The sequence below is a fragment of the Bacillus sp. D48C genome (assembly GCF_053345735.1).
This window is the reverse complement of record NZ_JBKFAQ010000008.1, coordinates 238890-261889: the sequence shown is the minus strand read 5'-3', so window position 1 is coordinate 261889 and position 23000 is coordinate 238890. Positions and strand designations below refer to the sequence as shown.

The following is a 23000-nucleotide window of genomic DNA, read 5'->3' as shown; positions in this document are numbered from 1 at the left end:
TCTTCAAGGTAACACGGGTGCCACTGGACCTCAAGGTCTTCAAGGTAACACGGGTGCTACTGGACCTCAAGGCGTTCAAGGTAACACGGGTGCTACGGGTGCTACTGGACCTCAAGGTCTTCAAGGTAACACGGGTGCCACTGGACCTCAAGGCATTCAAGGACCAACGGGTGCTACCGGCGCTACTGGTATAGGAGTTACTGGACCTACTGGACCTTCTGGTGGGCCTACCGGACCTACTGGGCCAACTGGACCTAGCTTCCCTGTAGCAACAATTGTTGTAACAAACAATATTCAGCAAACAGTACTGCAATTTAATAACTTTATTTTTAGTACTGCAATTAACGTAAACAATATTATCTTCAACGGCACAGATACAGTTACTGTTATCAACGGTGGTATTTATGTAATTAGCGTATCCATTTCTACAACTGCGCCAGGATGCGCTCCACTCGGAGTAGGAATTTCAATTAATGGAGCAGTCGCAACTGATAATTTCTCTTCAAATTTAATAGGCGACTCACTTTCATTTACTACAATCGAAACATTAGTAGCTGGTGCAAGAATTTCTGTCCAATCTACTCTTAATGAGATTACGATTCCTGCGACAGGAAATACTAACATCCGCCTTACTGTATTTAGAATCGCTTAAATTTCACTATATATTGTTTATGACAAATAAAAAAAGAGCGAGAAACTCGCTCTTTTTTTGTTATGTACAATAATTCATTACTATTCTAATTCAATTGAAACATTTTTTTGTGGTACAAATGTAGAAATTGCATGTTTATAAATAAGCTGTTGCTTACCTTCTGTTTCCAGTAGGACTGTAAAATTATCAAATCCTTTAATTAGTCCACGAAGCTGGAAACCATTTAATAAGTACAGCGTAACAAACGTATTTTCTTTACGGAGTTGATTTAAAAACTGATCTTGAATATTGATTGATTGCTTCATGTCGAATCCTCCTCTTTTTCTCTACTTACTATTATTCGACTTTACTTGTAACTTTCCTTCTATGTATCGTAAAATTTCTGACGTTTTTTCACCGTCTGTAACATCAAACCACATGACATCCATTTTATTACGGAACCACGTTAATTGACGCTTTGCATAACGACGCGAATTCGTCTTTAATTGTGATACCGCATCTTCTAAAGAGGCTCGATTCTCAAAATAATCATAGATTTCTTTATATCCAATCGCTTGAATAGATTGACAATCTCGTATCCCTCTATTATACAGCCCTTCTACTTCCTCTAATAGGCCTTGTTCCATCATCAAATCCACTCGTAAGTTAATGCGATCGTATAGCATTTCTCGATCCATTGTCAAGCCAATTAATGAAACATCATAGAGTAACTCTTTTTCTTGTTTCTCAATTTGGTCACTCATTTTTTCACCCGTCGTGTGGAAAATTTCTAACGCCCGAATGACACGTCGTACATTATTTGCATGAATACGCTCTGCACTTTCTGGATCTACTTCTTGCAATTTTTTATGTACATATTCCACACCGCGTTCTAAAGCTAACTTTTCCATTTGCTCTCGGTATATCACATCACCAGCATCATCTGTAAACTGATAATCGAATAAAACAGATTGTATATAAAGACCGGTCCCACCAACTATAATTGGTAATTTACCACGTTCTGTAATTTCTCGAATATGTTTGCGAACACGTTCTTGAAATTCCGCGACAGAAAATGAATCTTCCGGATTTTTTATATCGACCATATAATGTGGAATTCCGTCCATCTCTGCTTGTGTTACCTTTGCAGTTCCAATATCCATCGTTCGATAGATTTGCATGGAATCACCACTAATAATTTCACCGTTCAACGCTTTGGCAAGATCGATACTTAACTTCGTCTTTCCAACAGCTGTTGGTCCAATGATGACAGCAACTTTTTCACGTTGCACTTCTCCCATAGCATTCAACTCTCTTTATGTAATATACTCCATCTATTGATTATACCCAATCTTACCAATTTTAACGGCATGATTGCAAGTTCTTTCATTTCGGTACATGAAATTACATATAAAAAAGAACATAGTTTGTCCAATTCTGCATATACATGATAAAAATAGTTTCGAGAGGATGAGTTAACTATGAAACAATCCACCATCAATTTTTCATCTTTGACAAAAGACCTCATTTTAGCTACTTCTACAAAAGAACAAAATTGTTCACAAGAGGAATTATACTTCGCCCTAAATTGTTTACTACGGGCTTTTCATTCTACTCTCCATGAAACAACATCACATCCAGAAAATAAAAATACAGAATATATACAAACACAATTTTGCAGTGCATATAAAATTATTACAGGTAAAACTATTTATCCCTTTCAATAATCCATAAAAAGCGGTTGCTTACATAATTTCAAGCAACCGCTTTTTATATTAATATCGATAACCTATTGTATAACTTTCACTTTTACAGATTTGCGCCCCCAGCTATTAGCACTACCATCTGAACCGACTAATACATCAATACGATTTCCTTTAATCGCACCACCAGTGTCTCCAGCAATCGCTTCTCCATATCCTTCTACCCATACTTTTGAGCCAAGCGGAATTACTTTCGGATCAACAGCAATTACTTTCATATTTGGATTTGCTGTCAAATCATGCCCCATTGCAGTTAATACACGACCACCATACGAACCATTCTCACTCGGATCTGCTGTATATGCCGTCGCTTCTACTGTAATTTCACGACCACCAGTAGGCGCACTTTTTTCAGTAGATTTCGCAACTGGTTTTGCAGCCGGCTTTTCTTTTACCACAGGTTTACTTGATTCTACATTCTTAATAGAATCGTTACTCTTAACAGACTCTTTATTCTTAACTGCTGTATTATTTTTAACCGGCGCTTCTTCTTGAGCTACAACTTCTTTCTTTTCAATTACAGGTGCCGTTCCTGTTAAAAATGGCACGTGAACATATCCGACTTTTCCATTGTAGTCGAATTGTAACCATTCATTTTGAACTTGATTCGTCGTTTCAATCACATCATCTTTATTAAGTTTACCTAAAATTTCAGAATCAGTATTCGCTCCAGCACGAACATTTAATACGCCCGCCGTTACATAATATGTGCTCCTTGTAAACTCAGCACTTACAAACGCTTCCTTACCGTTTAACTTAATTTTTGTCCATCCATTTTCTGTATTTATAACATCTAGTGTATTCCCACTTAACACTTTACCTACAAGCTTTGACTCTACATTTGGGTTTTCTCTAACATTTAATACGTCTGTTGTTACAATTGTTTCCGCTTTAGCAGAACCTGCAAAAATCCCAAGAACAAAAACTGCTGCTGTTGCTATACTTAATAATTTTTTCATGAATAGCCTCCATTTGCTTTGTTTTCGTATTTTCATTATAGCAACAGATTTTTAGAATTTTTAGAAATCACACAATTACAAAGCATTCGTAATATACGATTAATGAGCTGTAACATAAATTTCCATATTAATAAAATGTATTTTTAATACAATCTCCAATGGTTTTCATATATTTTTTACATACGAGCACAAGAACTTTTTCCAGAAAAAATTACAGTGTTACTTTTTTGTTACAAAAAAACCAAAATTCATTACATCTTTTACCAAAAAGCATCAATATTCCATTGTTAACCTATTTTTTTGTAATAAAAAGAAAGCAGCTACTAAAAGCTGCTCTCTTTTCATTTGTTATTGAACTTTCTTTTTCCAAACACCTAGCATAATAGCCGAGACAATCGTTCCAATTAATATAGAGAAAATATATAGTAACGGTTTATTTACTAATGCTATTACAAATAATCCACCATGCGGTGCCGGTAATGTAATTTGGAATAACATAGATAACGCACCTGCAATACTTGAACCAACAACACAACTTACGATTACTCGAACCGGATCTGCAGCTGCAAACGGAATCGCACCTTCTGTAATGAACGATGCTCCCATAATATAATTTGTTAAACCAGATTTACGTTCCGCTTCTGTAAACTTTGATTTAAAGAATGTAGTTGCGAATGCAATCGCAAGTGGCGGTACCATACCACCAGCCATAACTGCTGAGTGCACTCCAAAATTCTGTGCTTCTATTGCAGCAATACCAAACGTAAATGCCGCTTTATTAATTGGACCACCCATATCAATTGCCATCATACCACCTAAAATAAGACCTAGTAATATAGCATTCGTACCATTTAAACCATTTAACCACCCTGTCAACATTTCATTTAATGCTACTACAGGCGGAATTACTACTTTTTGCATTACAACTCCTGTAATCAATAATCCAAAGACTGGATATAACAAAACAGGTTTAATTCCTTCTAATTGTACTGGTAGTCCTGAAAATAATCTTTTTAACCCTAAAACAACATATCCAGCTAAGAAACCAGCAATTAATCCACCTAAAAATCCAGCATTCGCATTCGCCGCTAAAAATCCACCTACAACACCAGGCATAAAACCAGGACGATCAGCAATAGAGCTTGCAATAAATCCAGCTAAAATTGGTACAAGGAATAAAAACGCACCTGTTTTTCCTCCACCAATTGACATGAACAATTCAGCTAAAGGACCTTCCGCCTTTATACCACCAAACGAAAATGCTAGCGCTATTAAAATCCCGCCACCAACAACGAATGGAAGCATATTACTTACACCGCTCATTAAATGCTTATAAATTCCTAATCCTTTTTCTCTCTCAATACTTTCTGTTTTCCCATCCTCTTTTACACCTTTAAAGATTGGTGCATCTTGTTTGACAGCTCGTTTAAGCAGATTTTCCGTTTTTCTAATCCCATCAGCAACTGGCACTTGAATGACATGTTTACCAGCAAAACGATTCATTTCTACTTGTTTATCTGCCGCAACAATAATAGCTGTTGCACGTTCAATATCCTCTTTCGTTAAACCGTTTTTAATACCTGTTGATCCGTTCGTTTCAACTTTAATCGCTATTCCTAACTCTGCCGCTTTTGCTTTTAAGCTATCCGCCGCCATATATGTGTGAGCGATTCCAGTTGGGCAAGCTGTAACAGCAAGTACGTACGGTTCATTTCCTTCTGGTTTTGCAACTTCAATCTCTTCTTCTTTTTCATTCTCTTTTTCTTTTTCATTCTCTTTTTCATCAAATAGTTGAAGAAGCTCACTTTCATCCTTCGCTTCTAATAGTTGCTTGCGAAACCCTTCATCCATTAATAATGTCGATAAACGAGACAACGTTTCTAAATGAGTATTATTCGCTCCTTCACTTGCAGCAATCATAAAGAATAAGTGTGCCGGTTGTCCATCAAGCGACTCATAATTGATACCGCTTACACTTCTACCAAAACAAATCGATGGTTGTTTAACAGCCTTTGTCTTCGCATGAGGTATTGCAATACCTTCCCCTATTCCAGTCGTACTTTGGGACTCCCGCTTTAAAATAGCTTCTTTAAATTCCGTTTTACTATTTAAACGATTTGCCCCGTTTAATTTCTCAACTAATTCATCTATGACAGCTTCTTTATTTGAAGCTGTCATATCCATAATGACTGTATCCCTTTTTAATAGTTCTGTAATTTTCATATGTTGCTTCCCCCTATCGCTTAGCTACAATTACTTGCGACAATAATTCTTCTACTTTTTCCTTCTTACATAAATCAGCTGAAAATGCTGTTGCACTCCCTGTTGCAACGCCGTATTGAAATGCCTTTTCAATATCTTTTGTCTGTTCATATTTGCCTACAAACCCTGCAACAAGAGAATCTCCGGCCCCAACTGAATTAATTACAACACCTTTTGGAACAGTCGCTTCATATATACCTTCTGCCGTAAATAATAAAGCTCCCTCTCCAGCCATCGATACGATAACGTGTTTTACACCTTGTTCAATTAATTTTCTTCCATAAGGTAAAATGTCTTCTACTGTTGAAAGCTCCACTCCAAACAACTCACCAAGTTCATGGTGGTTTGGCTTAATTAAAAACGGCTTATTTTTAATCACATGTTGCAGTGCACTTCCACTTGCATCTACTACTACACGAATACCTTTTTCAGCTCCAAACGCAGCAATTGATTCGTAAAAGGTACTTGGAATAGAGACTGGTACACTCCCAGCGAGTACAACACAATCTCCAGGTTGCATACTCTCAATTTTTTTCATTAACTGTTCGAACTGCTCTTTTGTTACAATAGGACCTTGGCCATTTAATTCTGTTTCTTCTTTCCCTTTTATTTTCACATTAATGCGAGTATCTTCATCTACTTGGACGAAGTTTGTTGTTACACCTTCCGTCTGTAATACCTCTTTAATAAATTGACCAGTAAATCCACCAGTAAATCCAAGTGCTATATTTTTAACACCTAAACGCTGAAGAACACGAGAAACATTAATTCCTTTTCCTCCAGGAAACTTCATATCTTTCTCCGCTCGATTTATTGTTCCTAAATCAAAAGAAGGAACTTGCACTACATAATCAATAGATGGGTTTAAAGTAACTGTATAGATCATTGTTTATCAGCCTCAATTACATTGGTTTGTTTTTTATATTTTTCTAAATCAATTTCTAAATGGTTTGTAATAATATTTGCATCTTCAACATTTGCAATTTTCGCAAACGCAACTTCTGAAAACTTACTTTCATCAATTAAGAAATATCCTTCGTTTGCTAATGTTAATGCCATTTGTTTTAGGAGCGCTTCTTCTGGATCTGGCGTTGTAAAGCCAAGCTGTTCATGTACACCATTTGCACCTAAAAAACATTTATCAAAGCGATACTTCTGCATACTTTCCTGTGCCATAGCACCGATTAAAGCTTTCGTCCTACTCTTCATCATTCCGCCTAGTAAATACGCACGAATATTATTTTCAACTAAAGCTTCAATATGCATAAGTCCATTCGTAACGACAGTAACATCTTTATTGATTAAAAATGGAATCATTTCAAATGTTGTACTCCCTGCATCTAAATAAATACAATCACCTTGTTCAACAACGCTAGCCGCATAATTAGCAATTTGTTGTTTTATTTGAATGTTTTTGGATGATTTTTCAACCATCGTTGGTTCTTGCCCTTTTCCTGTTAAAACAGCGGCACCACCATGAACTCTTTTTAATAACCTTTGCTTTTCCAATTGTGCTAAATCACGGCGAATTGTCGACTCAGAGCTTTCTGTTCTTTCAACTAATTGCTGTAATTTTACAACTTTCTGTTCTTTTACAAGTTGCAATATCATTTGATGACGTTCAGGAGTTAACATTTTATTCACCTCTTCTTTGATTACAGTATAATGAAAACGGTCACAAAAATCAACCATAAACAATCAAAAATAATCACAAACATTCATAAACGCTTATAAAAAGCAAAAAAGAAACCTATTCGATCAAACAATCAAATAGGTTTCTTTTCTAAATTCACTTATAAAGAAGCTTTATATATACTTAGAACATCATCTTTATTTAATTTTTTAAAGTTACCAAATTCACCATACACCATCGCTTTATTAGCCATTATATCAATTTCATTTTCTCCAATACCGTAATCAGCTAATGTTGCTGGTGCTTCAATTGAAGTCCAAAATTGACGCAGTGCCTCAATTCCTTCTAACGCCACTTCTTTATCTGTTTTGCCATCTGTTTCTATATCAAATACACGAATAGCGAACTGTTTAAAACGACTTACATTTTCCTCTACAACATGTTTCATCCAGTTCGGGAATAAAATCGCAAGCCCACCTCCATGCGGTATATCATGAACAGCAGAAACTGCATGTTCAATATTATGAGTTGCCCAGTCACCTCTTACTCCCATCGCTAAAATGCCATTTAACGCCATCGTTCCGCAATATAAAATTGTTTCCCTATGCTCATAATTTTCTAAATCACTTAAAAGCTTAGGTGCTGTTTCAATGACTGTTCTTAAAACAGATTCACAATAACGGTCTTGTAGTTCTGTATTCGTTCCATGATGGAAATATTGTTCTAATACATGTGACATAATATCTACCATACCATAAATCGTTTGATCTCTCGGTACAGATGCAGTATGAACTGGATCTAAAATTGAAAACTGCGGGAATGTAACTGGGCTTCCCCATCCATACTTTTCATTCGTTTCCCAATTTGTAATTACCGAGCCTGCATTCATTTCAGAACCTGTCGCAGCAAGAGTAAGTACAGTGCCAAATGGTAATGCCTCACTAGCAAATGCTTTTTTCGTTACAATATCCCATACATCTCCATCATATTTGCTACCAGCAGCAATCGCTTTCGTACAGTCGATTACACTTCCTCCACCAACTGCTAAAATAAATTCAACTCCATTATCTTTACAAATTTGAATCCCTTTCTTTACAGTTGATACACGAGGATTCGGTTCAACACCCGTCAATTCAAATACTTCTACATTAATATCGTTTAAAATAGAAATTACATTATCATAAATACCGTTTCTTTTAATACTGCCTCCTCCATATACGAGAAGAACCTTCTTACCAAACTGTGGAATTTCAGTTTTTAACTGTTCTAATTGATTTTTACCGAAAATAAGTTTCGTTGGATTACGAAATACAAAATTTTGCATATTTCTTTACCATCCCTTCTATATGAAAAGCAACTATACTTTTGTATACCATATTTTTTTCATTTCACAAAAAGATTTGCTTAACAAAAAAGCCCCAGCCTAAGGGCTGAGACTTTTATTGATAATAAGGTGAGATCATTAAGTAAACAATAACACCAGATAAACTTACATATAACCAAATTGGCATCGTCCAACGTACAATTTTACGGTGACGTGTTAATTGATTTGTAAAACCAAATACAAGTGCAAACAATGCAAGTGGTACAATAATTGCAGCAAGGATAATATGCGTAATTAAAATAATGAAGTACACATATTTAATGAACCCTTCTCCGCCAAAATGTGTTGCTGGCGCCAAGTAATGATACGATAAATAAGAAACACAAAATAGCAACGTCGTTGTAAATGCTGCGAGGATAAAACCACGGTGCATTTTCACATTCTTTTTAATAATAGAGTATAAAGCTGCTAATAAGAATACGAACGTAAAGCTATTAAAAATCGCATTTAACATTGGTAAAATTGTTACATCAAAATGTACTTCTCCTTCATAGCCAACAGGTCCAAAGAACAAAAATAAAATAATCGCATTTACAATTACAGAAAGCGTTATCACAATAGGAGCATAGCTTTTCTGATTTGTTGATTGATCCACCAAAATGGTCACTCCCTCTTCCTTCGAGTATGTATACATAACCTCACTATTTTAACATATTATTCACAGTGTAAATGTGACAATAGTTTGACACAGCAAGACAAGACAAAGAAAAAAATCCTTCTTAATAAAACTTCTTAAGAAGGATTTTATCGCTTTATTATTCAAATAGCAACGCGATTAATTTTTGTTAAAAAATGTATCGCTATATGCTTGAAAAATTTCAGACACTTGATATCCCATTAATGAAATTGCTGTTAATGAAAAGAAACCAATCATAAGAAATCGAAACCACATATAAATCTCCTCCTTGTATTTAGCTTAAAAAACGTTAGCTACCTTACAAGTTGCGTGGCACTCTTCATCATCACTTTCCTTCTTCTTTACAATTGCTGTTATAAATCGAATCATAAAGAATAGTACAAAAGGAAATTGTTCGTAATTCACATTGGCATAGTTTAGCAACGGCTCGCGCTGCACATCGAACGGAGATGAGAAGGAATAGAACATACCTTGCTCTTCCATATATACAATTACAATTTTCATGCAAAATACTATTCCTAGAAACGAAACAATATCTTGCCATTCTGTCGTATATAACAAGTTATACAGCTCTAATACGTACTCTTCCAACATCATCCCCCCTTCCTTTTTTACCATTCTGCTCGCCTTCGTATAAAAAGTCAAGAAAAAAGTTTATATTCACTATGACAATAGTAATTACTTGTTTCTATGATTATATATGATTCTTTTATAGCAATGATTGGGTGTAACTCTCTTCTAAAACAAGAAATTAGAATCGAACAGATTCCTCATTTTTACTTTCGGAATTCAATACTGTACTATTTTTATTTCTATTAAAAATAAAATAAGAAATTATTATAAGAAGAGTAACAAGTATCGTTAATAGTGCCTGTGAACGTAAAGATTCAATTGCGATCATTGCAACTAAAACTGCTATAATCGCAGCAATTGTAACATATGTTACATATGGAAAAAGCCACATCTTCACTTTCAAATTTTGTTGTTCTGCTTTCCCCATTTTTTTACGTATCTTGAAATGTGAAATTGCTATAACGAGATAAACGAGTAATGCAATACCGCCAGATGCATTCACTAAAAATAAAAATACTTTATCTGGAGATATGTAACTAAAAACAACTCCAATGTAAGCAAAGAAAGTTCCAAATAAAACCGCCCGAACCGGAACACCACTACTATTCAATTTCAAAAATGCCTTTGGTGCATCTCCTCTTTCTGCCATTGAAAAAAGCATTCTTGAGTTCGTATATAAACCCGAATTTAAACAAGAAAGTACAGCTGTTAAAACGATAAAATTCATAATTTGTGCTGCCGCTGGTATCCCTATATGTTCCAATACCGCCACAAATGGGCTTTTTAGTATGTTCGCTGAATTCCACGGAAGGAGTGTAACAACTACAGCGATCGATCCAATGAAAAATACGAGAATACGCCAAATCACACTATTTGTTGCTGTTTTTACTGCTTTTACAGGTTCGGCAGACTCTCCAGCGGCTACAGCAACAATCTCTGATCCCATAAATGAAAATATAACGACGGTAATTCCAAGTAACACCGAACTTATACCATTTGGCATAAATCCTCCTTGCCCTACTAAATTCGAAGTGCCAGGTGCTTCCGTTCCTGGTACAAATCCTAAAATAACAGCAAGACCTAAGCAAAGGAACAAAACAATACTTATTACTTTAATAAATGAAAACCAATATTCAAATTCTCCAAATGATTTCACCGAGAAAACATTCGTCAACGTTAATAAAATCGTTAATATTAAGCTTAATAACCAGAGTGGGATTTCCGGAATCCAGTATTGAATAATACCAGCACCTGCTGTAGCTTCTATTGCAATAACAATTACCCAGAAAAACCAATATAGCCACCCAATTGTATAACCTGCCCATGGACCAATTGCTTCTCTTGCATATGTTGCAAATGAACCACTTGTCGGATTAATAGCTGCCATTTCCCCCAGCATTCTCATAACGAAAATAACTAGAAGCCCTGCTAATGCATATGAAACGATAGAACCAGGTCCTGCCGAATGCACAACCGCACCACTTCCAACAAACAAACCAGCTCCTATTACGCCACCAATTGAGATCATTGTAATGTGGCGTATTTTGAGGTCTTTCTTAAGATTTTTATCCAACTCTTGTACATCCCCTTCCAAACTAAATTTTGAAATTTATGTAAGAGTACTGTGCGAAAGATTTTGTCCTATACTTTAAAATATATCAAAATATTCTGAATTTAACAATTGCAATTCAATCTCCTTCAAAAATTATTTCATTAGGTTTAATACTTTCCCATACACAATTGTTGAGAAAATTATAGTCCTCTTACAAAAGAAAGAATTTTCAGATATCATTAGATAAACAAGATTATACATCTAGACAACTTTTTGTATAGGAGTGTTAATATGTTAAACAAGTTCAAATTTTTTTGTTGTATTTTAGTAATGTTCTTACTACTACCGCTATCCCCTTTCCAAACACAAGCAGCAAACAATTTAGGTTCAAAATTACTCGTTGGATACTGGCATAACTTCGATAACGGTACTGGCATTATTAAATTAAGAGACGTTTCACCAAAATGGGATGTAATCAATGTATCTTTCGGTGAAACTGGTGGTGATCGTTCCACTGTTGAATTTTCCCCTGTATATGGTACAGATGCAGAATTCAAATCAGATATTTCTTATTTAAAAAGTAAAGGAAAGAAAGTAGTTCTTTCAATAGGTGGACAAAATGGGGTCGTTTTACTCCCTGACAATGCCGCTAAGCAACGTTTTATTAATTCCATACAATCTCTGATTGATAAATATGCTTTTGATGGAATAGATATTGACCTTGAATCGGGTATTTACTTAAACGGAAATGACACTAATTTCAAAAACCCAACTACTCCTCAAATCGTAAATCTTATATCAGCTATTCGAACAATCTCAGATCATTATGGTCCAGATTTTCTATTAAGCATGGCTCCTGAAACAGCTTATGTTCAAGGCGGTTATAGCGCATACGGAAGCATCTGGGGTGCATATTTACCAATTATTTATGGAGTGAAAGATAAACTAACATACATTCACGTTCAACACTACAATGCTGGTAGCGGGATTGGAATGGACGGTAATAACTACAATCAAGGTACTGCAGACTACGAAGTCGCTATGGCGGATATGCTCTTACATGGTTTTCCTGTAGGTGGTAATGCAAATAACATTTTCCCAGCTCTTCGTTCGGATCAAGTCATAATTGGACTTCCTGCAGCTCCAGCGGCCGCTCCAAGTGGCGGGTACATTTCTCCAACTGAAATGAAAAAAGCTTTAGATTATATCATTAAGGGCATTCCTTTCGGAGGAAAGTATAAACTTTCAAATCAGAGTGGCTATCCTGCATTCCGCGGCCTAATGTCTTGGTCTATTAATTGGGATGCAAAAAACAACTTTGAATTCTCTAATACTTACAGAACATATTTTGATAATCTTTCCTTGCAAAAATAATAAAAAACAACAATAGGTTACATAACCTATTGTTGTTTTTTATTTATGTAAATTACTTTTTCACTTCTACATGATGAAGAGATTCTTTTTCATCTCTTACATAACTATTCACAAGACTTAAAAGTAATTTACCACCAATTAACATTGCTTGTTCATCAAAATCAGCACGTAGCGCTATCGTCTTCCCAGGTCTTCCACCTTCAATTACGCCGATTACTCCTCTGCTCCCGATATTTGTTTTCACATCAATATGAAAACTTTTTAAGATTTCAGCTATTTTTCTCGGCGTTTCTATTTCTTGAAACGCTAGCTCTGGATATTGATGAAAATCTCTTCGTCATGAAACTATTTGATTATATAAACTTTCCAATTCTTTATGCCATGTTTCTATCCTAGAAATTCCCCTTTCTTTATTTAACACTTTAAACAAAACTTACATAATATTCAGTATTTAACTATTAAAAAAAGAGAACTTTCTCTAAAAGTCCTCCTACTATTCTAGTCACTATTTTGCTTCAACACAAAAATTGAAAGTTCAGGTACACTCCAAAATCTAACAGGCATCCTAGTAGTCCCAATGCCACGATTTACATATAAATATAACGGCTTACTCTTCCCCTCTACTTCATACATACCTTCAACATAGTTCTCAGCTAGTTTGGTAGTAATTAACGGACCTACAAAAGGAATTTGGACTTGTCCTCCGTGACTATGTCCTGACAGTTGAAGATCAACTGGGTAACGATTGATTTTGGTTACAACATCCGGCTCATGTACTAATAACATGTTGAAATCATTTTGTTTCAAGTTTTTTAAAGTTGAACCTATTTGCGGCTTCCCTAATAGAAAATCATCCAAACCTGATATTGTAATATATTTGCCGTTTTCCACTTTAATTTTCTGCACTTCATTTACTAATACAGAAAAACCAGCTTCCTCCATATATTTTTTGTAAAATAAACTACCGCCCCCGCCCCTATCATGATTCCCAAACACAGCATATTTCCCTAAGGGAGCGTAAATTTTCTGCAAAATAGCCTTCGCTTCTTCTCTTTCCGCACTATAAGACCCAAATTTATCTATTAAATCTCCAGTAAAAACTACTATATCTGGATGTAATTCATTCATCTTCTCCACTAAATGTTCAAGTTGTTTCAGTGTAAACTCTGGTCCTAAATGTACATCTGAAAACTGTAATATTTTTTTATTATTAAATTCTTTAGGAATTGCAGAAGCTTCTATTTCATTCCACGTAACTGTTACTAATTTTCGTTCTATTTCTGTCGCATAATAATACAAACTTACTGGTATCATTAATATACTTATAAAAATAATAATAAATATCTTTACGATTGATTTTTTTCGTTCTTTTTTTACATGATTCGTATTCATGTTTTCACCTCTAGAAACACTTTAAATCCTTATTGTTACATTAATGTGACAACATGAACAATGTTATCAATATGTCGTTCCCTCTCTATTCACTTTGACAATTTTATACAGAAGTCATAACATATTTTTATAATACGTAGATTTTTGAATTTTTTCTATTCATTCCATCATTTTATTACGGAGGGGTTATTCATGTCTGTATTTACACCAGAAGAAATTACGAAACTTGCTGCGAATTCAGGAAGGAAAAAAGGTCATTTATCATTGCTCCCTATACTAATTCTTGGTTTTTTTGGTGGTGCTTTTATCTCATTAGGGTATTTACTCGATATTCATGTTATTGGGACAATGCCAAAATATTGGGGATCATTTTCTAGTTTTCTAGGCGCTGCTGTATTCCCTATTGGTCTTATTCTCGTTATTCTTGCAGGCGGTGAACTAGTTACTGGTAACATGATGACAGTTTCTATGGCCTGGTTCCAAAAGAAAATTACTTTATTTTATTTCATACGAAATTTAGTTATTGTTACATTTAGCAATTTCATAGGAGCTGTATTCGTAGCCTATTTTTTCGGTCATATCGTCGGCTTAACTGAAGGAGCTTTTTTAGCGAAAACTATTTCTATCGCTCAAGCGAAACTACAAGATACACCATTGCAAGCATTTATTTCTGCAATCGGATGTAATTGGCTCGTTTGTTTAGCTGTTTGGCTCAGTATGGGAAGTAAAGAATTTATCGGAAAGATTATCGGTATTTGGTTCCCAGTTATGACTTTTGTTGCGATTGGATTTCAACACGTTGTAGCCAATATGTTTGTCATCCCAGCTGCGATTTTTGCCGGTCATTTCACTTGGGCTGAATATTTTCCAAACTTTATTTTTGTTTTCTTTGGAAATTTAGTAGGGGGTATGTTATTTGTAGCACTACCTTACTTCATATCTTATAATAAGAAACTACCTTCTCATCAAGAGAAGACTGAAATGAAGAACAAATCTCTATCCGCTTAAATGGAATGTCTATAAAGTGTCCTAAAAAATATTACAAATTTCATTTTTTTTGCGAATATATGTACGTACACTTGTTCTCGAATGTTTTATACGTTATAATAACAACTTAAATAGCATTATTTACATATGAGGTGAAAAACATGAACAAAACAGAATTAATTAAAAACGTAGCACAAAATGCTGAGATTTCTCAAAAAGAAGCTACTGTAGTTGTACAAACTGTAGTAGAATCAATCACTAACACTTTAGCTGCTGGTGAAAAAGTACAACTTATCGGATTCGGTACATTCGAAGTTCGCGAAAGAGCTGCTCGTACAGGCCGTAACCCACAAACTGGTGAAGAAATGCAAATCGCAGCTTCTAAAGTACCTGCTTTCAAAGCTGGTAAAGAACTAAAAGAAGCTGTAAAATAATGAAAAATATCCTTCTCATTTATGAGAAGGATATTTTTTTCATAACATAATTAATAAAAATCTGACCATTATGCTGTTTCTTTTGTTCTTTTATGCAAATAAAACCTTTACTTTTAAAAAAAGGTTTTGCGGTAATGCTCGCCTCTGTATATATCTCCCTATGCCCCAATTTCACTGCTTCTTTTTCTAACATCTGTAGTATGTATGAAGCGACTCTTTTCCCTTGATAATCTTTATGTGTAAATAAACGATCTACGTAATGATCATCGTTATAATCCCCAAATCCCAATATCACACCGTTATGATCCGCTACATAACTAATATTCTTCTCTAAAGACTTTAACCAGCTTTCTCTATCTAGTCGATTTGGTGCCCACGCCTGTAGCTGTAACTCATTATAATCTTTTGCATTAACCGTATGAACTGTCTCATAGAACAATTGTAATACTTGCTCTAAATCTTCTTTCTGAAATGTTCTAACTATAATATCTTTTAACATATATAAGTCTCCTTACCAAACTACCTCTTAACTTTTCTACTACATACGATTCCATATTTCTTCTTTATTATATCGTTTTAATTTCTATACGAACAAAAAAACAATACTTATTCAAAGTATTGTTTTTTAATTCTATTCAATTACTTTAATGTAGCTTTTTAAGACTTTAATTTAACTCTTTGTAATCTTAATGCATTTAATACAACGGATACAGAACTAAATGCCATCGCTGCTCCAGCAACCCAAGGTGCTAAGAAGCCTAATGCCGCGATTGGAATTCCTAACGCGTTATAAGCTAATGCCCAGAATAAATTTTGTTTAATATTTCTTATCGTCATTTTACTCATAAAGATCGCATCAGCAATACTATTTAAATCCCCACGGATTAACGTAATATCTGCCGCTTCCATCGCTACATCCGTTCCTGTTCCAATTGCCATACCGATATCCGCCGTAGCAAGAGCAGGAGCATCATTTATTCCATCTCCAACCATTGCTACTTTCTTACCTTGTGCTTGAAGTTTTTTCACTTCTTCTGCTTTTCCTTCTGGCAATACTTCTGCAATTACGTGATCAATACCAACTTGCTTTGCAATCGCCTGAGCAGTTTGTGTATTATCTCCTGTAATCATCACAACGTCTAGACCCATTTTTTTCAGTCTTGCGATAGCTGCTTTTGAAGTATCTTTCACAGTATCTGCAACGGCAACTATACCGGCATATTCTTTATCGATTGCAATAAGCATTGCTGTTTTTCCTTCTCGTTCTAGCGCTTCCATTGATTTAGAAACTTCTTCAATATCAATATTGAATTCCTTCATTAATCGACGTGTGCCAATTAATAATTGTTTTCCTTCTACAACTGATTCGATACCGAATCCTGGAATCGCTTCAAACGTTTCTGAACTTGGGATATCAATTTTCTTTTCTTTAATTCCTTCTACAATCGCTTCTGCAAGTGGATGTTCAGAATTTCTTTCTGCTGCCCCTACTAAACGTAGTATTTCTTCTTCACGGAATCCATCTGCTACAATTACATCTGTTAACACCGGCTTCCCGTTTGTCACAGTACCTGTTTTATCTAGAATAACTGTATCTAATCGGTGTGTTGCTTCTAAATGCTCCCCGCCCTTAAATAAAATACCATACTCAGCCGATCTTCCTGATCCTGCCATAATAGATGTAGGCGTTGCAAGCCCTAATGCACACGGACAAGCGATAACAAGTACGGCAATCATTTTCTCAAGTGCTCCGCCAAAATCACCAGGTGTAACAAATAGCATCCACACTGCAAATGTGATAATTGCAATCACAACTACAACTGGTACGAAAATACCTGAAATTTGATCTGCTACCCTTTGAATAGGAGCTTTTGAACCTTGAGCCTCTTCTACTACTTTAATAATTTGAGCTAATGCAGTATCTCTGCCTACCTTAGTGGCTTTCACTTTTAAAAACCCATTTTTATTTATTGTAGAACCGATTACTCCATCTCCAATTGTTTTATCAACCGGAATACTTTCGCCTGTTAACATCGATTCATCTATCGCTGACTTTCCTTCTACAATTTCCCCATCTACTGGGATTTTTTCACCAGGCTTTACATAGACGATATCACCAGCTACTACTTCTTCAATCAAAATTTTTATTTCTGTTCCATCTCGCACAACTGTAGCTGTCTTCGCTTGTAAACCCATCAATTTTTTAATCGCTTCTGATGAGCGCCCTTTTGCTTTCGCTTCAAATAATTTACCTAAAATAATTAATGTAATAAGTACCGCACTCGTTTCAAAATATAAATCTGTCATATGTTCCGAAGAACCAATAGATTGAATACTTAAATATACACTATAGAAATAGGCGGCCGACGTTCCAAGCGCCACGAGAACATCCATATTAGCACTTTTATTGCGTAACGCTTTATAAGCCCCAACATAAAACTGTCCACCAATGATAAATTGAACAGGAGTTGCAAGTGTTAGTTGCACCCAAGGGTTCATTAACATATCTGGTAAATAAATAAACGAAGTAAATGAGAAATGACTAACCATTGCCCACAATAATGGGAAAGATAAAATAAACGAAATAATAAACTTCTTCTTTTGTCGCTCAATTTCTTGTAATCGATGATCAGTTGATGCATCTTGATCATCTGGTTTCACTTCTAATTTATATCCTAGCTTCGTAATCACGCTCTTCATTTCATTTACATTAACTTCATCAGGATTAAAGTCTACTGTGGCTGATTCTAAAGCAAAATTTACTGTCGCCTTGTTCACACCATCTAACTTATTTAAACGCTTTTCAACTCTATTTGCACATGCTGCACATGTCATTCCTGAAACAGTAAATTCAGCTTTATCACTTACAATTCCATATCCTAACGATTCAACTTTTTCTTTAAATTGTTGCGGATTTGTTTTAGTTGGATCGTACATTATTTTTGTTTTTTCAAGCGCAAAATTTACATTTGCCTCATGAACACCTTCTACTTTTTTTAGACCTTTTTCAATTCTATTTGCACATGCCGCACATGTCATTCCTGATATTTGAAGATTGGCCTCTTTTTTTTCATTCATGTCTCTCACCTCTATATACCCTTATGAGGTATAATTATTAGCAAAATAAATCGTACTTCATTTAAAGTACGATTTATCTCCATATCTAAAAATAATTATTGAACATCGTATCCTTGATCTTCGATTACAGCAACGATATCTTTTAATGTTACAGCAGACGAATCGATAGTAACTTCAACAGTTCCTTCTGCTAATTGAACCTTCACTTGTTCAACACCGTTTAGCTCTTTCACACTGCTTTCGATAGCATTTACACAATGTCCACAAGACATACCTTCAACTTGTAATGTTAACTGTTCCATTTAAAATCCTCCTCTTGTTTATTCATTGTTTGTTAATCACAATTACATCTTACCATACCCCCCTAAGGTAATCAATGGTTTTATATCATGATTTTTCAATTATTTTCTAAAAGTTTATTTTACACACACTTTTTCACTACAATACACCAAAATCCAATATAAGGGTAAACAAAAAAACAAGCCAGTTAAATACTAGCTTGTTTTTACGCTTTTGAAAAACGTTCAAATACTGTCATTAATTCTTCAATTGCTTCGTCACCATTTCCATTTTTAATAGCTCCTGAAACACAATGACTCGTATGATTTTTGAGAACGCCCATTCCTACTTTTTTCATCGCTGCATTAATCGCTGAAATTTGCACTAAAATATCCACGCAATAACGATCATTTTCAATCATATTTTGAATACCGCGAACCTGTCCTTCAATTCTCTTTAATCTATTTATAATCTGTTCTTTTTCTTTTTCTGATCTATGTGTTACTGCTTCATTCTCTTTATGATCCATATTATCACCTTCTTAAAGTTTCTCTTCATCCAATAAAACAATTGTTTTTATGAGTATACCAATTATAGCATTAAATATCTACGCATGATACCCCATAAGAGTATATTTACACTTTATGCCTATTCTTAACAACTTATTAGCTTCTCAGCCTCAATTATCATGATACCCTTTCCTTTTTTCAAAAAAATAATAAGAGGGGATTATCCATCCCCTCTTATTATTCATCCATAAATACAAAAGTCTCAATTTATACGTGTATAAATTGAGACTTTTTTCCTTCTATATATAATTATTGCTGATCACATACTTTTTCATCATTCACTACTGAAGTTCCTTCCACGGTTACCGTATGAAAACAGTCATTTACACGAACTGTCACAACATTATCTTGCCGATCAATAACATGATATTCATTAAAATTTTTATTCAGAGCACTGCGAATTTGTTCTCCTTCATAAATTGGAATTCCATGTGATAAAACCCAAATAAGCCCAGCGATAGCAAGAATAGTTTTCATACGATCTACCTCCTTGAAAATATAGTGAACTTTTAATCCATGCTTTTGCAGCTCTACGAATCATGATTGGAATGAACTAAGCTTTTTTGGAAATAAGTTCATTTCGTCTATTTTATGTTTATGCTAATTGTGACCGAATTGTGACAACTTTTTGTCTCTTTAGACGAAAAGTTGAAACAAAACGTTCAAAAAGGACAATTCTACATATCAAAAAAGGTTATGGAACGTTTCATCCATAACCTTTTTAAGTCCAATCCTACAACTCATCCACCGTACTTCATGTGATCTTTGTAGAGTTGTTTTATTTTCATTCATTGACATCAAAGCAAAACTTCGAAAATACTTCCCACACAAGTTCATTTCTGCTACTTACCCCAGTCTTTTCAAAAATGGATTTTAAATGATCTTGTACCGTGTATATAGATATACAAAGTTCTTGGGCTAATTCCTTTGTCGACATACCTGTAAGAATTTTACGTATTACTTGCTTCTCACGTATTGTAAAACTATAAGCTTCCATAATAAGTGGAAAAATCTCTTCCGGTCTTGCTCTTTCGAATAGAACAATATAACCACCTTGAAAACTACTTGTACGTTCTAACTTACTAGCCCGAATGATTAAAAAATGGCCATAGGCTAAAGGTAGACAAACGTTTTCTTCTCTATTCATACACCCTACATTATACTCGTTAGCCTTTACTTTCGAACAAACCGCACGTATTGGCCTTGGTATTTCTTTTATATTTAACTGTTCATGCTTTCTAAGATTTGAAAGCCACTCGCTGCCACCTTGATTCCAATATAATACACTAAAATCCTCACTTACTATAATCGTACCTGTGCCTATCACCTTCTCTTCTGAAAAAGGTATAGAAACTGTCTTCTTTAAAGCCTCTCCAGCGATTGGGACTATCGTTGCTAAGTACTTACAATCATCGATATGAAAAGCGGGACTTATACTTCCTCAAAATAAACTAAGATGGCCATAACATTTCCCCTTACTCATACAAACGCCCCTTAATTCATCTCCAAAACTTGCTGGTTTTAAAATATTTCGGTATCTAGAGCTTTTCTTTTGTTCACCATTTGTCGCCATACTTAGAGAAGCAACATGAGGAGAGTGTTCTGTTAAACATTTAAATTTATTAAAATCATCTTCTAAAAATTCATTCATAAACAATTGTGGATGAATCTTTTCAACACTCTCATCGGTAAATGCCCCAGTAGATAAAAAAGAAATTGGGTCTATAGTTGTAAAACAAGCGGCGTCAAAATCAATAACTTTACGTATCAAGTGGAGAAATGACTCTTGAAATGATCTTATAGAACTTATATGATTCGCTACCATTTTAATTTCTTTCATTGTTTTTTCATGCATCCTCTTCCCCCCCAGATTTACGGGATTGTTCCCCTTCATAATTTCATTTCATAATAAACCTATAAAACACATACTTAGGAGGTTAAAAATGAATTGGAATGATACTACCGTAAATTCATATGAACAAAGAATTCCATGTAAAATCCCAGGCTACTACCACCTATATGAAATGATGAACCATTTTTTATTTACTACACTCCCTATAAAAAACATGAATCCAAATTTACTAGTTATAGGTGCTGGTGGCGGACAAGAAATTCTCTCAATAGGCAAACAAAATAACAACTTATCTTTTACAGGGGTCGATCCATCTGAAAGCATGCTACAGTTAGCTAAAAAAAGAATTAAAAACGAAGGCATACAAAACCATGTTCATCTTGTACATGGAACTATCCATACATTATTACCAAATCAGTTATTTGACGCTGCCACCTGTATGCTCGTCCTGCACTTCATTCCAACTAATAAGGAGAAAAAAGAACTTATTAATGATATTAGTAATCGCCTAAAGCCTGGTGCGCCATTCTTTCTCGCTTCAATAAATGGTGTGCCCCATACAAGTATGTTTTCTACACAATTACATGCTTGGCGCAATCATATGATGCAAAATCAAATTCCATTAGAAGATTGGGACCGATTTGAAAATTCTTTTGAAACAGAAATATTTCCTATTTCCGAAGCTAATTTATTAACTATTATCGAGGAATGTGGCTTTACTCAAATGACTCGCTTTTTCACTAGTTTTTTAATTGATGGATACGTTGCCTTTAAACAATAAGGAAAAAAGGTAAGCAATTGCTTACCTTTTTTCCTATACGTAACTAATAAATCTCAATCCTTTACTTAAAGACGTCGGCACAACAGATGCATGATTCTCTCCTTCAGCTTCATAAAACTTAAATTTAAGTTTATCGTGGTTTACTTGGAGAAGGCGCTCTGATAATTCATTTGCACCTACAACCATATGCTCTCGTTCTAGTGACCCAACTGTAAGGAACACTCCTGTTTCAAACTTAGCATTGTTTAATTCATGTATAAGGTTCTCTTCTTTTTCAAGTACAGATTTATTATTCCACCATATAGATGGACTACTAATAAAATAATTTTGAAAAGCATTTAAGTTTGTAAATAGTATATGGAGAGCAAATAGTCCACCTAAAGAATGCCCAAATAACGTTTGCTTACCTTTATCAATCTCAAAATTCTTTTCAATTTGTGGTTTCAGTTCTTCTTCAATAAAAGTAAAGAAATTATGTGCTCCTCCTGTTTTAGGCCACGGTTTACCATCTGGTTTTAAAGGAGCATCTTTTGAAATTACGCTAGGCGTAAAATCATAGCATCTTTCTTCCCCTGAAAATGCGCCTTCAATTGGATAACCCACTCCTACTATAACAGCTGGTGAAACACCGGTTTTTTCCGCTCTTACTGATTGTATTTTAACTGCTTCATGAAATGTTTGAAAAAAGGCATTGCCATCTAATACGTAAATGACAGGATATCCTGAATCCGGTGCTGGTTGCCTCGGCTTTGAAATATGAATTTGATATTCTTTACCTTTTAATTTTGAATACATTTTCCACTGCTCTGTATTAGATGTTATAATCTGCTGTTTTTCAACTGTAGTATTCACCCTATCCC

General features: G+C 34.8%; 23 protein-coding genes and 2 pseudogenes. 6 read left to right on the top strand and 19 right to left on the bottom strand.

Features of this window, described 5'->3' with window-relative positions; translation table 11 throughout:
- Window positions 1–652: Gly-Xaa-Xaa repeat protein (locus tag ACLBXA_RS20165; protein WP_447617423.1), on the top strand; the 652-nt coding region annotated here is incomplete at its 5' end.
- A gap of 80 nt (window positions 653–732) precedes the next feature.
- On the opposite strand, the gene hfq is transcribed toward ACLBXA_RS20165, so the two are convergent.
- Together hfq and miaA are read right to left on the bottom strand one after the other, a co-directional pair.
- A complete protein-coding gene (gene hfq, locus ACLBXA_RS20160) occupies window positions 733–957 on the bottom strand; it encodes an RNA chaperone Hfq (protein WP_000813896.1) in 225 nt (74 codons plus the stop codon).
- 21 nt (window positions 958–978) lie between these two features.
- On the bottom strand, window positions 979–1932 hold the full coding sequence (miaA, locus tag ACLBXA_RS20155; protein WP_098900203.1) for a tRNA (adenosine(37)-N6)-dimethylallyltransferase MiaA: 954 nt from the start codon (window positions 1930–1932) through the stop codon (window positions 979–981).
- 180 nt (window positions 1933–2112) lie between these two features.
- On the opposite strand from miaA, the gene ACLBXA_RS20150 reads away from it, so the two are divergent.
- Window positions 2113–2358 (top strand): hypothetical protein, encoded by a 246-nt coding sequence (locus ACLBXA_RS20150; RefSeq protein ID WP_000814431.1) that lies wholly within the window; start codon window positions 2113–2115, stop codon window positions 2356–2358.
- Between the two features lie 62 nt (window positions 2359–2420).
- Here the strand turns inward: ACLBXA_RS20150 and entD are convergent, their stop codons facing one another.
- From entD to gabP, 8 genes are all read right to left on the bottom strand, one after another.
- A complete protein-coding gene (gene entD, locus ACLBXA_RS20145; RefSeq protein ID WP_447617422.1) occupies window positions 2421–3353 on the bottom strand; it encodes a cell wall-binding protein EntD in 933 nt (310 codons plus the stop codon).
- 348 nt (window positions 3354–3701) lie between these two features.
- A complete protein-coding gene (locus ACLBXA_RS20140) occupies window positions 3702–5576 on the bottom strand; it encodes a PTS fructose transporter subunit IIABC (protein ID WP_000704617.1) in 1875 nt (624 codons plus the stop codon).
- Between the two features lie 13 nt (window positions 5577–5589).
- Window positions 5590–6501 (bottom strand): 1-phosphofructokinase, encoded by a 912-nt coding sequence (gene pfkB, locus ACLBXA_RS20135; RefSeq protein ID WP_000640856.1) that lies wholly within the window; start codon window positions 6499–6501, stop codon window positions 5590–5592.
- The gene (locus tag ACLBXA_RS20130) at window positions 6498–7250 is read right to left on the bottom strand and encodes a DeoR/GlpR family DNA-binding transcription regulator (RefSeq protein WP_000957288.1); all 753 of its coding nucleotides are present in this window, start codon (window positions 7248–7250) and stop codon (window positions 6498–6500) included. Before ACLBXA_RS20130 ends, pfkB begins: the two co-directional genes overlap by 4 nt.
- A 158-nt stretch (window positions 7251–7408) precedes the next feature.
- Entirely contained in the window at window positions 7409–8572 is a 1164-nt protein-coding gene (locus ACLBXA_RS20125) for an iron-containing alcohol dehydrogenase (RefSeq protein WP_086390344.1), read from the bottom strand.
- Window positions 8573–8687: 115 nt separating this feature from the next.
- Window positions 8688–9230: a DUF420 domain-containing protein gene (locus ACLBXA_RS20120; protein WP_000228316.1), complete on the bottom strand. Its 543-nt coding sequence runs from the start codon at window positions 9228–9230 to the stop codon at window positions 8688–8690.
- Between the two features lie 318 nt (window positions 9231–9548).
- Window positions 9549–9887, bottom strand: a complete 339-nt coding sequence (locus tag ACLBXA_RS20115; protein WP_003309818.1) for a hypothetical protein — start codon at window positions 9885–9887, stop codon at window positions 9549–9551.
- Between the two features lie 133 nt (window positions 9888–10020).
- Window positions 10021–11415 carry a GABA permease gene (gabP, locus tag ACLBXA_RS20110; protein ID WP_000360100.1) on the bottom strand — a complete coding sequence of 465 codons (1395 nt, stop codon included), beginning with the start codon at window positions 11413–11415 and terminating at the stop codon, window positions 10021–10023.
- Window positions 11416–11685: 270 nt separating this feature from the next.
- On the opposite strand from gabP, the gene ACLBXA_RS20105 reads away from it, so the two are divergent.
- Window positions 11686–12768 carry a chitinase gene (locus tag ACLBXA_RS20105; protein WP_086390346.1) on the top strand — a complete coding sequence of 361 codons (1083 nt, stop codon included), beginning with the start codon at window positions 11686–11688 and terminating at the stop codon, window positions 12766–12768.
- A gap of 154 nt (window positions 12769–12922) precedes the next feature.
- Here the strand turns inward: ACLBXA_RS20105 and ACLBXA_RS20100 are convergent.
- Window positions 12923–13159: pseudogene (locus ACLBXA_RS20100) on the bottom strand (amidohydrolase); the annotation flags it as partial.
- A 107-nt stretch (window positions 13160–13266) separates the two neighbouring features.
- Window positions 13267–14160 carry a metallophosphoesterase gene (locus tag ACLBXA_RS20095; RefSeq protein ID WP_242297664.1) on the bottom strand — a complete coding sequence of 298 codons (894 nt, stop codon included), beginning with the start codon at window positions 14158–14160 and terminating at the stop codon, window positions 13267–13269.
- Window positions 14161–14352: 192 nt separating this feature from the next.
- On the opposite strand from ACLBXA_RS20095, the gene ACLBXA_RS20090 reads away from it, so the two are divergent.
- A complete protein-coding gene (locus ACLBXA_RS20090) occupies window positions 14353–15168 on the top strand; it encodes a formate/nitrite transporter family protein (RefSeq protein WP_000110551.1) in 816 nt (271 codons plus the stop codon).
- Between the two features lie 140 nt (window positions 15169–15308).
- Window positions 15309–15581, top strand: a complete 273-nt coding sequence (locus ACLBXA_RS20085; RefSeq protein WP_001043904.1) for an HU family DNA-binding protein — start codon at window positions 15309–15311, stop codon at window positions 15579–15581.
- Window positions 15582–15600: 19 nt separating this feature from the next.
- Here the strand turns inward: ACLBXA_RS20085 and ACLBXA_RS20080 are convergent, their stop codons facing one another.
- The 6 genes and pseudogenes from ACLBXA_RS20080 to ACLBXA_RS20055 all read right to left on the bottom strand — a co-directional run bounded on the left by ACLBXA_RS20080 (window position 15601) and on the right by ACLBXA_RS20055 (window position 21362).
- Window positions 15601–16080, bottom strand: coding sequence for a GNAT family N-acetyltransferase (locus tag ACLBXA_RS20080; protein WP_000910172.1), 480 nt, complete (start codon window positions 16078–16080; stop codon window positions 15601–15603).
- A 158-nt stretch (window positions 16081–16238) separates the two neighbouring features.
- Window positions 16239–18659: a heavy metal translocating P-type ATPase gene (locus ACLBXA_RS20075; RefSeq protein ID WP_001003184.1), complete on the bottom strand. Its 2421-nt coding sequence runs from the start codon at window positions 18657–18659 to the stop codon at window positions 16239–16241.
- A 95-nt stretch (window positions 18660–18754) separates the two neighbouring features.
- The gene (gene copZ, locus ACLBXA_RS20070) at window positions 18755–18961 is read right to left on the bottom strand and encodes a copper chaperone CopZ (RefSeq protein WP_000436973.1); all 207 of its coding nucleotides are present in this window, start codon (window positions 18959–18961) and stop codon (window positions 18755–18757) included.
- 203 nt (window positions 18962–19164) lie between these two features.
- The gene (locus ACLBXA_RS20065) at window positions 19165–19467 is read right to left on the bottom strand and encodes a metal-sensing transcriptional repressor (RefSeq protein ID WP_000349643.1); all 303 of its coding nucleotides are present in this window, start codon (window positions 19465–19467) and stop codon (window positions 19165–19167) included.
- A 289-nt stretch (window positions 19468–19756) separates the two neighbouring features.
- Window positions 19757–19984, bottom strand: a complete 228-nt coding sequence (locus tag ACLBXA_RS20060) for a hypothetical protein (RefSeq protein WP_000849105.1) — start codon at window positions 19982–19984, stop codon at window positions 19757–19759.
- A 307-nt stretch (window positions 19985–20291) separates the two neighbouring features.
- A pseudogene (locus tag ACLBXA_RS20055) lies at window positions 20292–21362 on the bottom strand (helix-turn-helix transcriptional regulator).
- A gap of 88 nt (window positions 21363–21450) precedes the next feature.
- On the opposite strand from ACLBXA_RS20055, the gene ACLBXA_RS20050 reads away from it, so the two are divergent.
- Entirely contained in the window at window positions 21451–22140 is a 690-nt protein-coding gene (locus tag ACLBXA_RS20050; protein ID WP_044782941.1) for a class I SAM-dependent methyltransferase, read from the top strand.
- 33 nt (window positions 22141–22173) lie between these two features.
- On the opposite strand, the gene ACLBXA_RS20045 is transcribed toward ACLBXA_RS20050, so the two are convergent.
- Window positions 22174–22992 carry an alpha/beta hydrolase gene (locus ACLBXA_RS20045; RefSeq protein ID WP_001098706.1) on the bottom strand — a complete coding sequence of 273 codons (819 nt, stop codon included), beginning with the start codon at window positions 22990–22992 and terminating at the stop codon, window positions 22174–22176.
- Window positions 22993–23000 lie beyond the last annotated feature (8 nt).

Bases quoted from the DNA above. Each gene is read 5' to 3' on its own strand.
- copZ (WP_000436973.1), bottom strand. From the start codon at position 18,961: ATGGAACAGTTAACATTACAAGTTGAAGGTATGTCTTGTGGACATTGT.
- ACLBXA_RS20080 (WP_000910172.1), bottom strand. From the start codon at position 16,080: ATGTTAAAAGATATTATAGTTAGAACATTTCAGAAAGAAGATTTAGAG.
- ACLBXA_RS20075 (WP_001003184.1), bottom strand. From the start codon at position 18,659: ATGAATGAAAAAAAAGAGGCCAATCTTCAAATATCAGGAATGACATGT.
- entD (WP_447617422.1), bottom strand. From the start codon at position 3,353: ATGAAAAAATTATTAAGTATAGCAACAGCAGCAGTTTTTGTTCTTGGG.
- ACLBXA_RS20085 (WP_001043904.1), top strand. From the start codon at position 15,309: ATGAACAAAACAGAATTAATTAAAAACGTAGCACAAAATGCTGAGATT.
- ACLBXA_RS20050 (WP_044782941.1), top strand. From the start codon at position 21,451: ATGAATTGGAATGATACTACCGTAAATTCATATGAACAAAGAATTCCA.
- ACLBXA_RS20130 (WP_000957288.1), bottom strand. From the start codon at position 7,250: ATGTTAACTCCTGAACGTCATCAAATGATATTGCAACTTGTAAAAGAA.
- ACLBXA_RS20065 (WP_000349643.1), bottom strand. From the start codon at position 19,467: ATGGATCATAAAGAGAATGAAGCAGTAACACATAGATCAGAAAAAGAA.
- ACLBXA_RS20125 (WP_086390344.1), bottom strand. From the start codon at position 8,572: ATGCAAAATTTTGTATTTCGTAATCCAACGAAACTTATTTTCGGTAAA.
- ACLBXA_RS20095 (WP_242297664.1), bottom strand. From the start codon at position 14,160: ATGAATACGAATCATGTAAAAAAAGAACGAAAAAAATCAATCGTAAAG.
- ACLBXA_RS20115 (WP_003309818.1), bottom strand. From the start codon at position 9,887: ATGGTAAAAAAGGAAGGGGGGATGATGTTGGAAGAGTACGTATTAGAG.
- ACLBXA_RS20060 (WP_000849105.1), bottom strand. From the start codon at position 19,984: ATGAAAACTATTCTTGCTATCGCTGGGCTTATTTGGGTTTTATCACAT.
- ACLBXA_RS20090 (WP_000110551.1), top strand. From the start codon at position 14,353: ATGTCTGTATTTACACCAGAAGAAATTACGAAACTTGCTGCGAATTCA.
- pfkB (WP_000640856.1), bottom strand. From the start codon at position 6,501: ATGATCTATACAGTTACTTTAAACCCATCTATTGATTATGTAGTGCAA.
- ACLBXA_RS20150 (WP_000814431.1), top strand. From the start codon at position 2,113: ATGAAACAATCCACCATCAATTTTTCATCTTTGACAAAAGACCTCATT.
- miaA (WP_098900203.1), bottom strand. From the start codon at position 1,932: ATGGGAGAAGTGCAACGTGAAAAAGTTGCTGTCATCATTGGACCAACA.
- hfq (WP_000813896.1), bottom strand. From the start codon at position 957: ATGAAGCAATCAATCAATATTCAAGATCAGTTTTTAAATCAACTCCGT.
- ACLBXA_RS20140 (WP_000704617.1), bottom strand. From the start codon at position 5,576: ATGAAAATTACAGAACTATTAAAAAGGGATACAGTCATTATGGATATG.
- ACLBXA_RS20105 (WP_086390346.1), top strand. From the start codon at position 11,686: ATGTTAAACAAGTTCAAATTTTTTTGTTGTATTTTAGTAATGTTCTTA.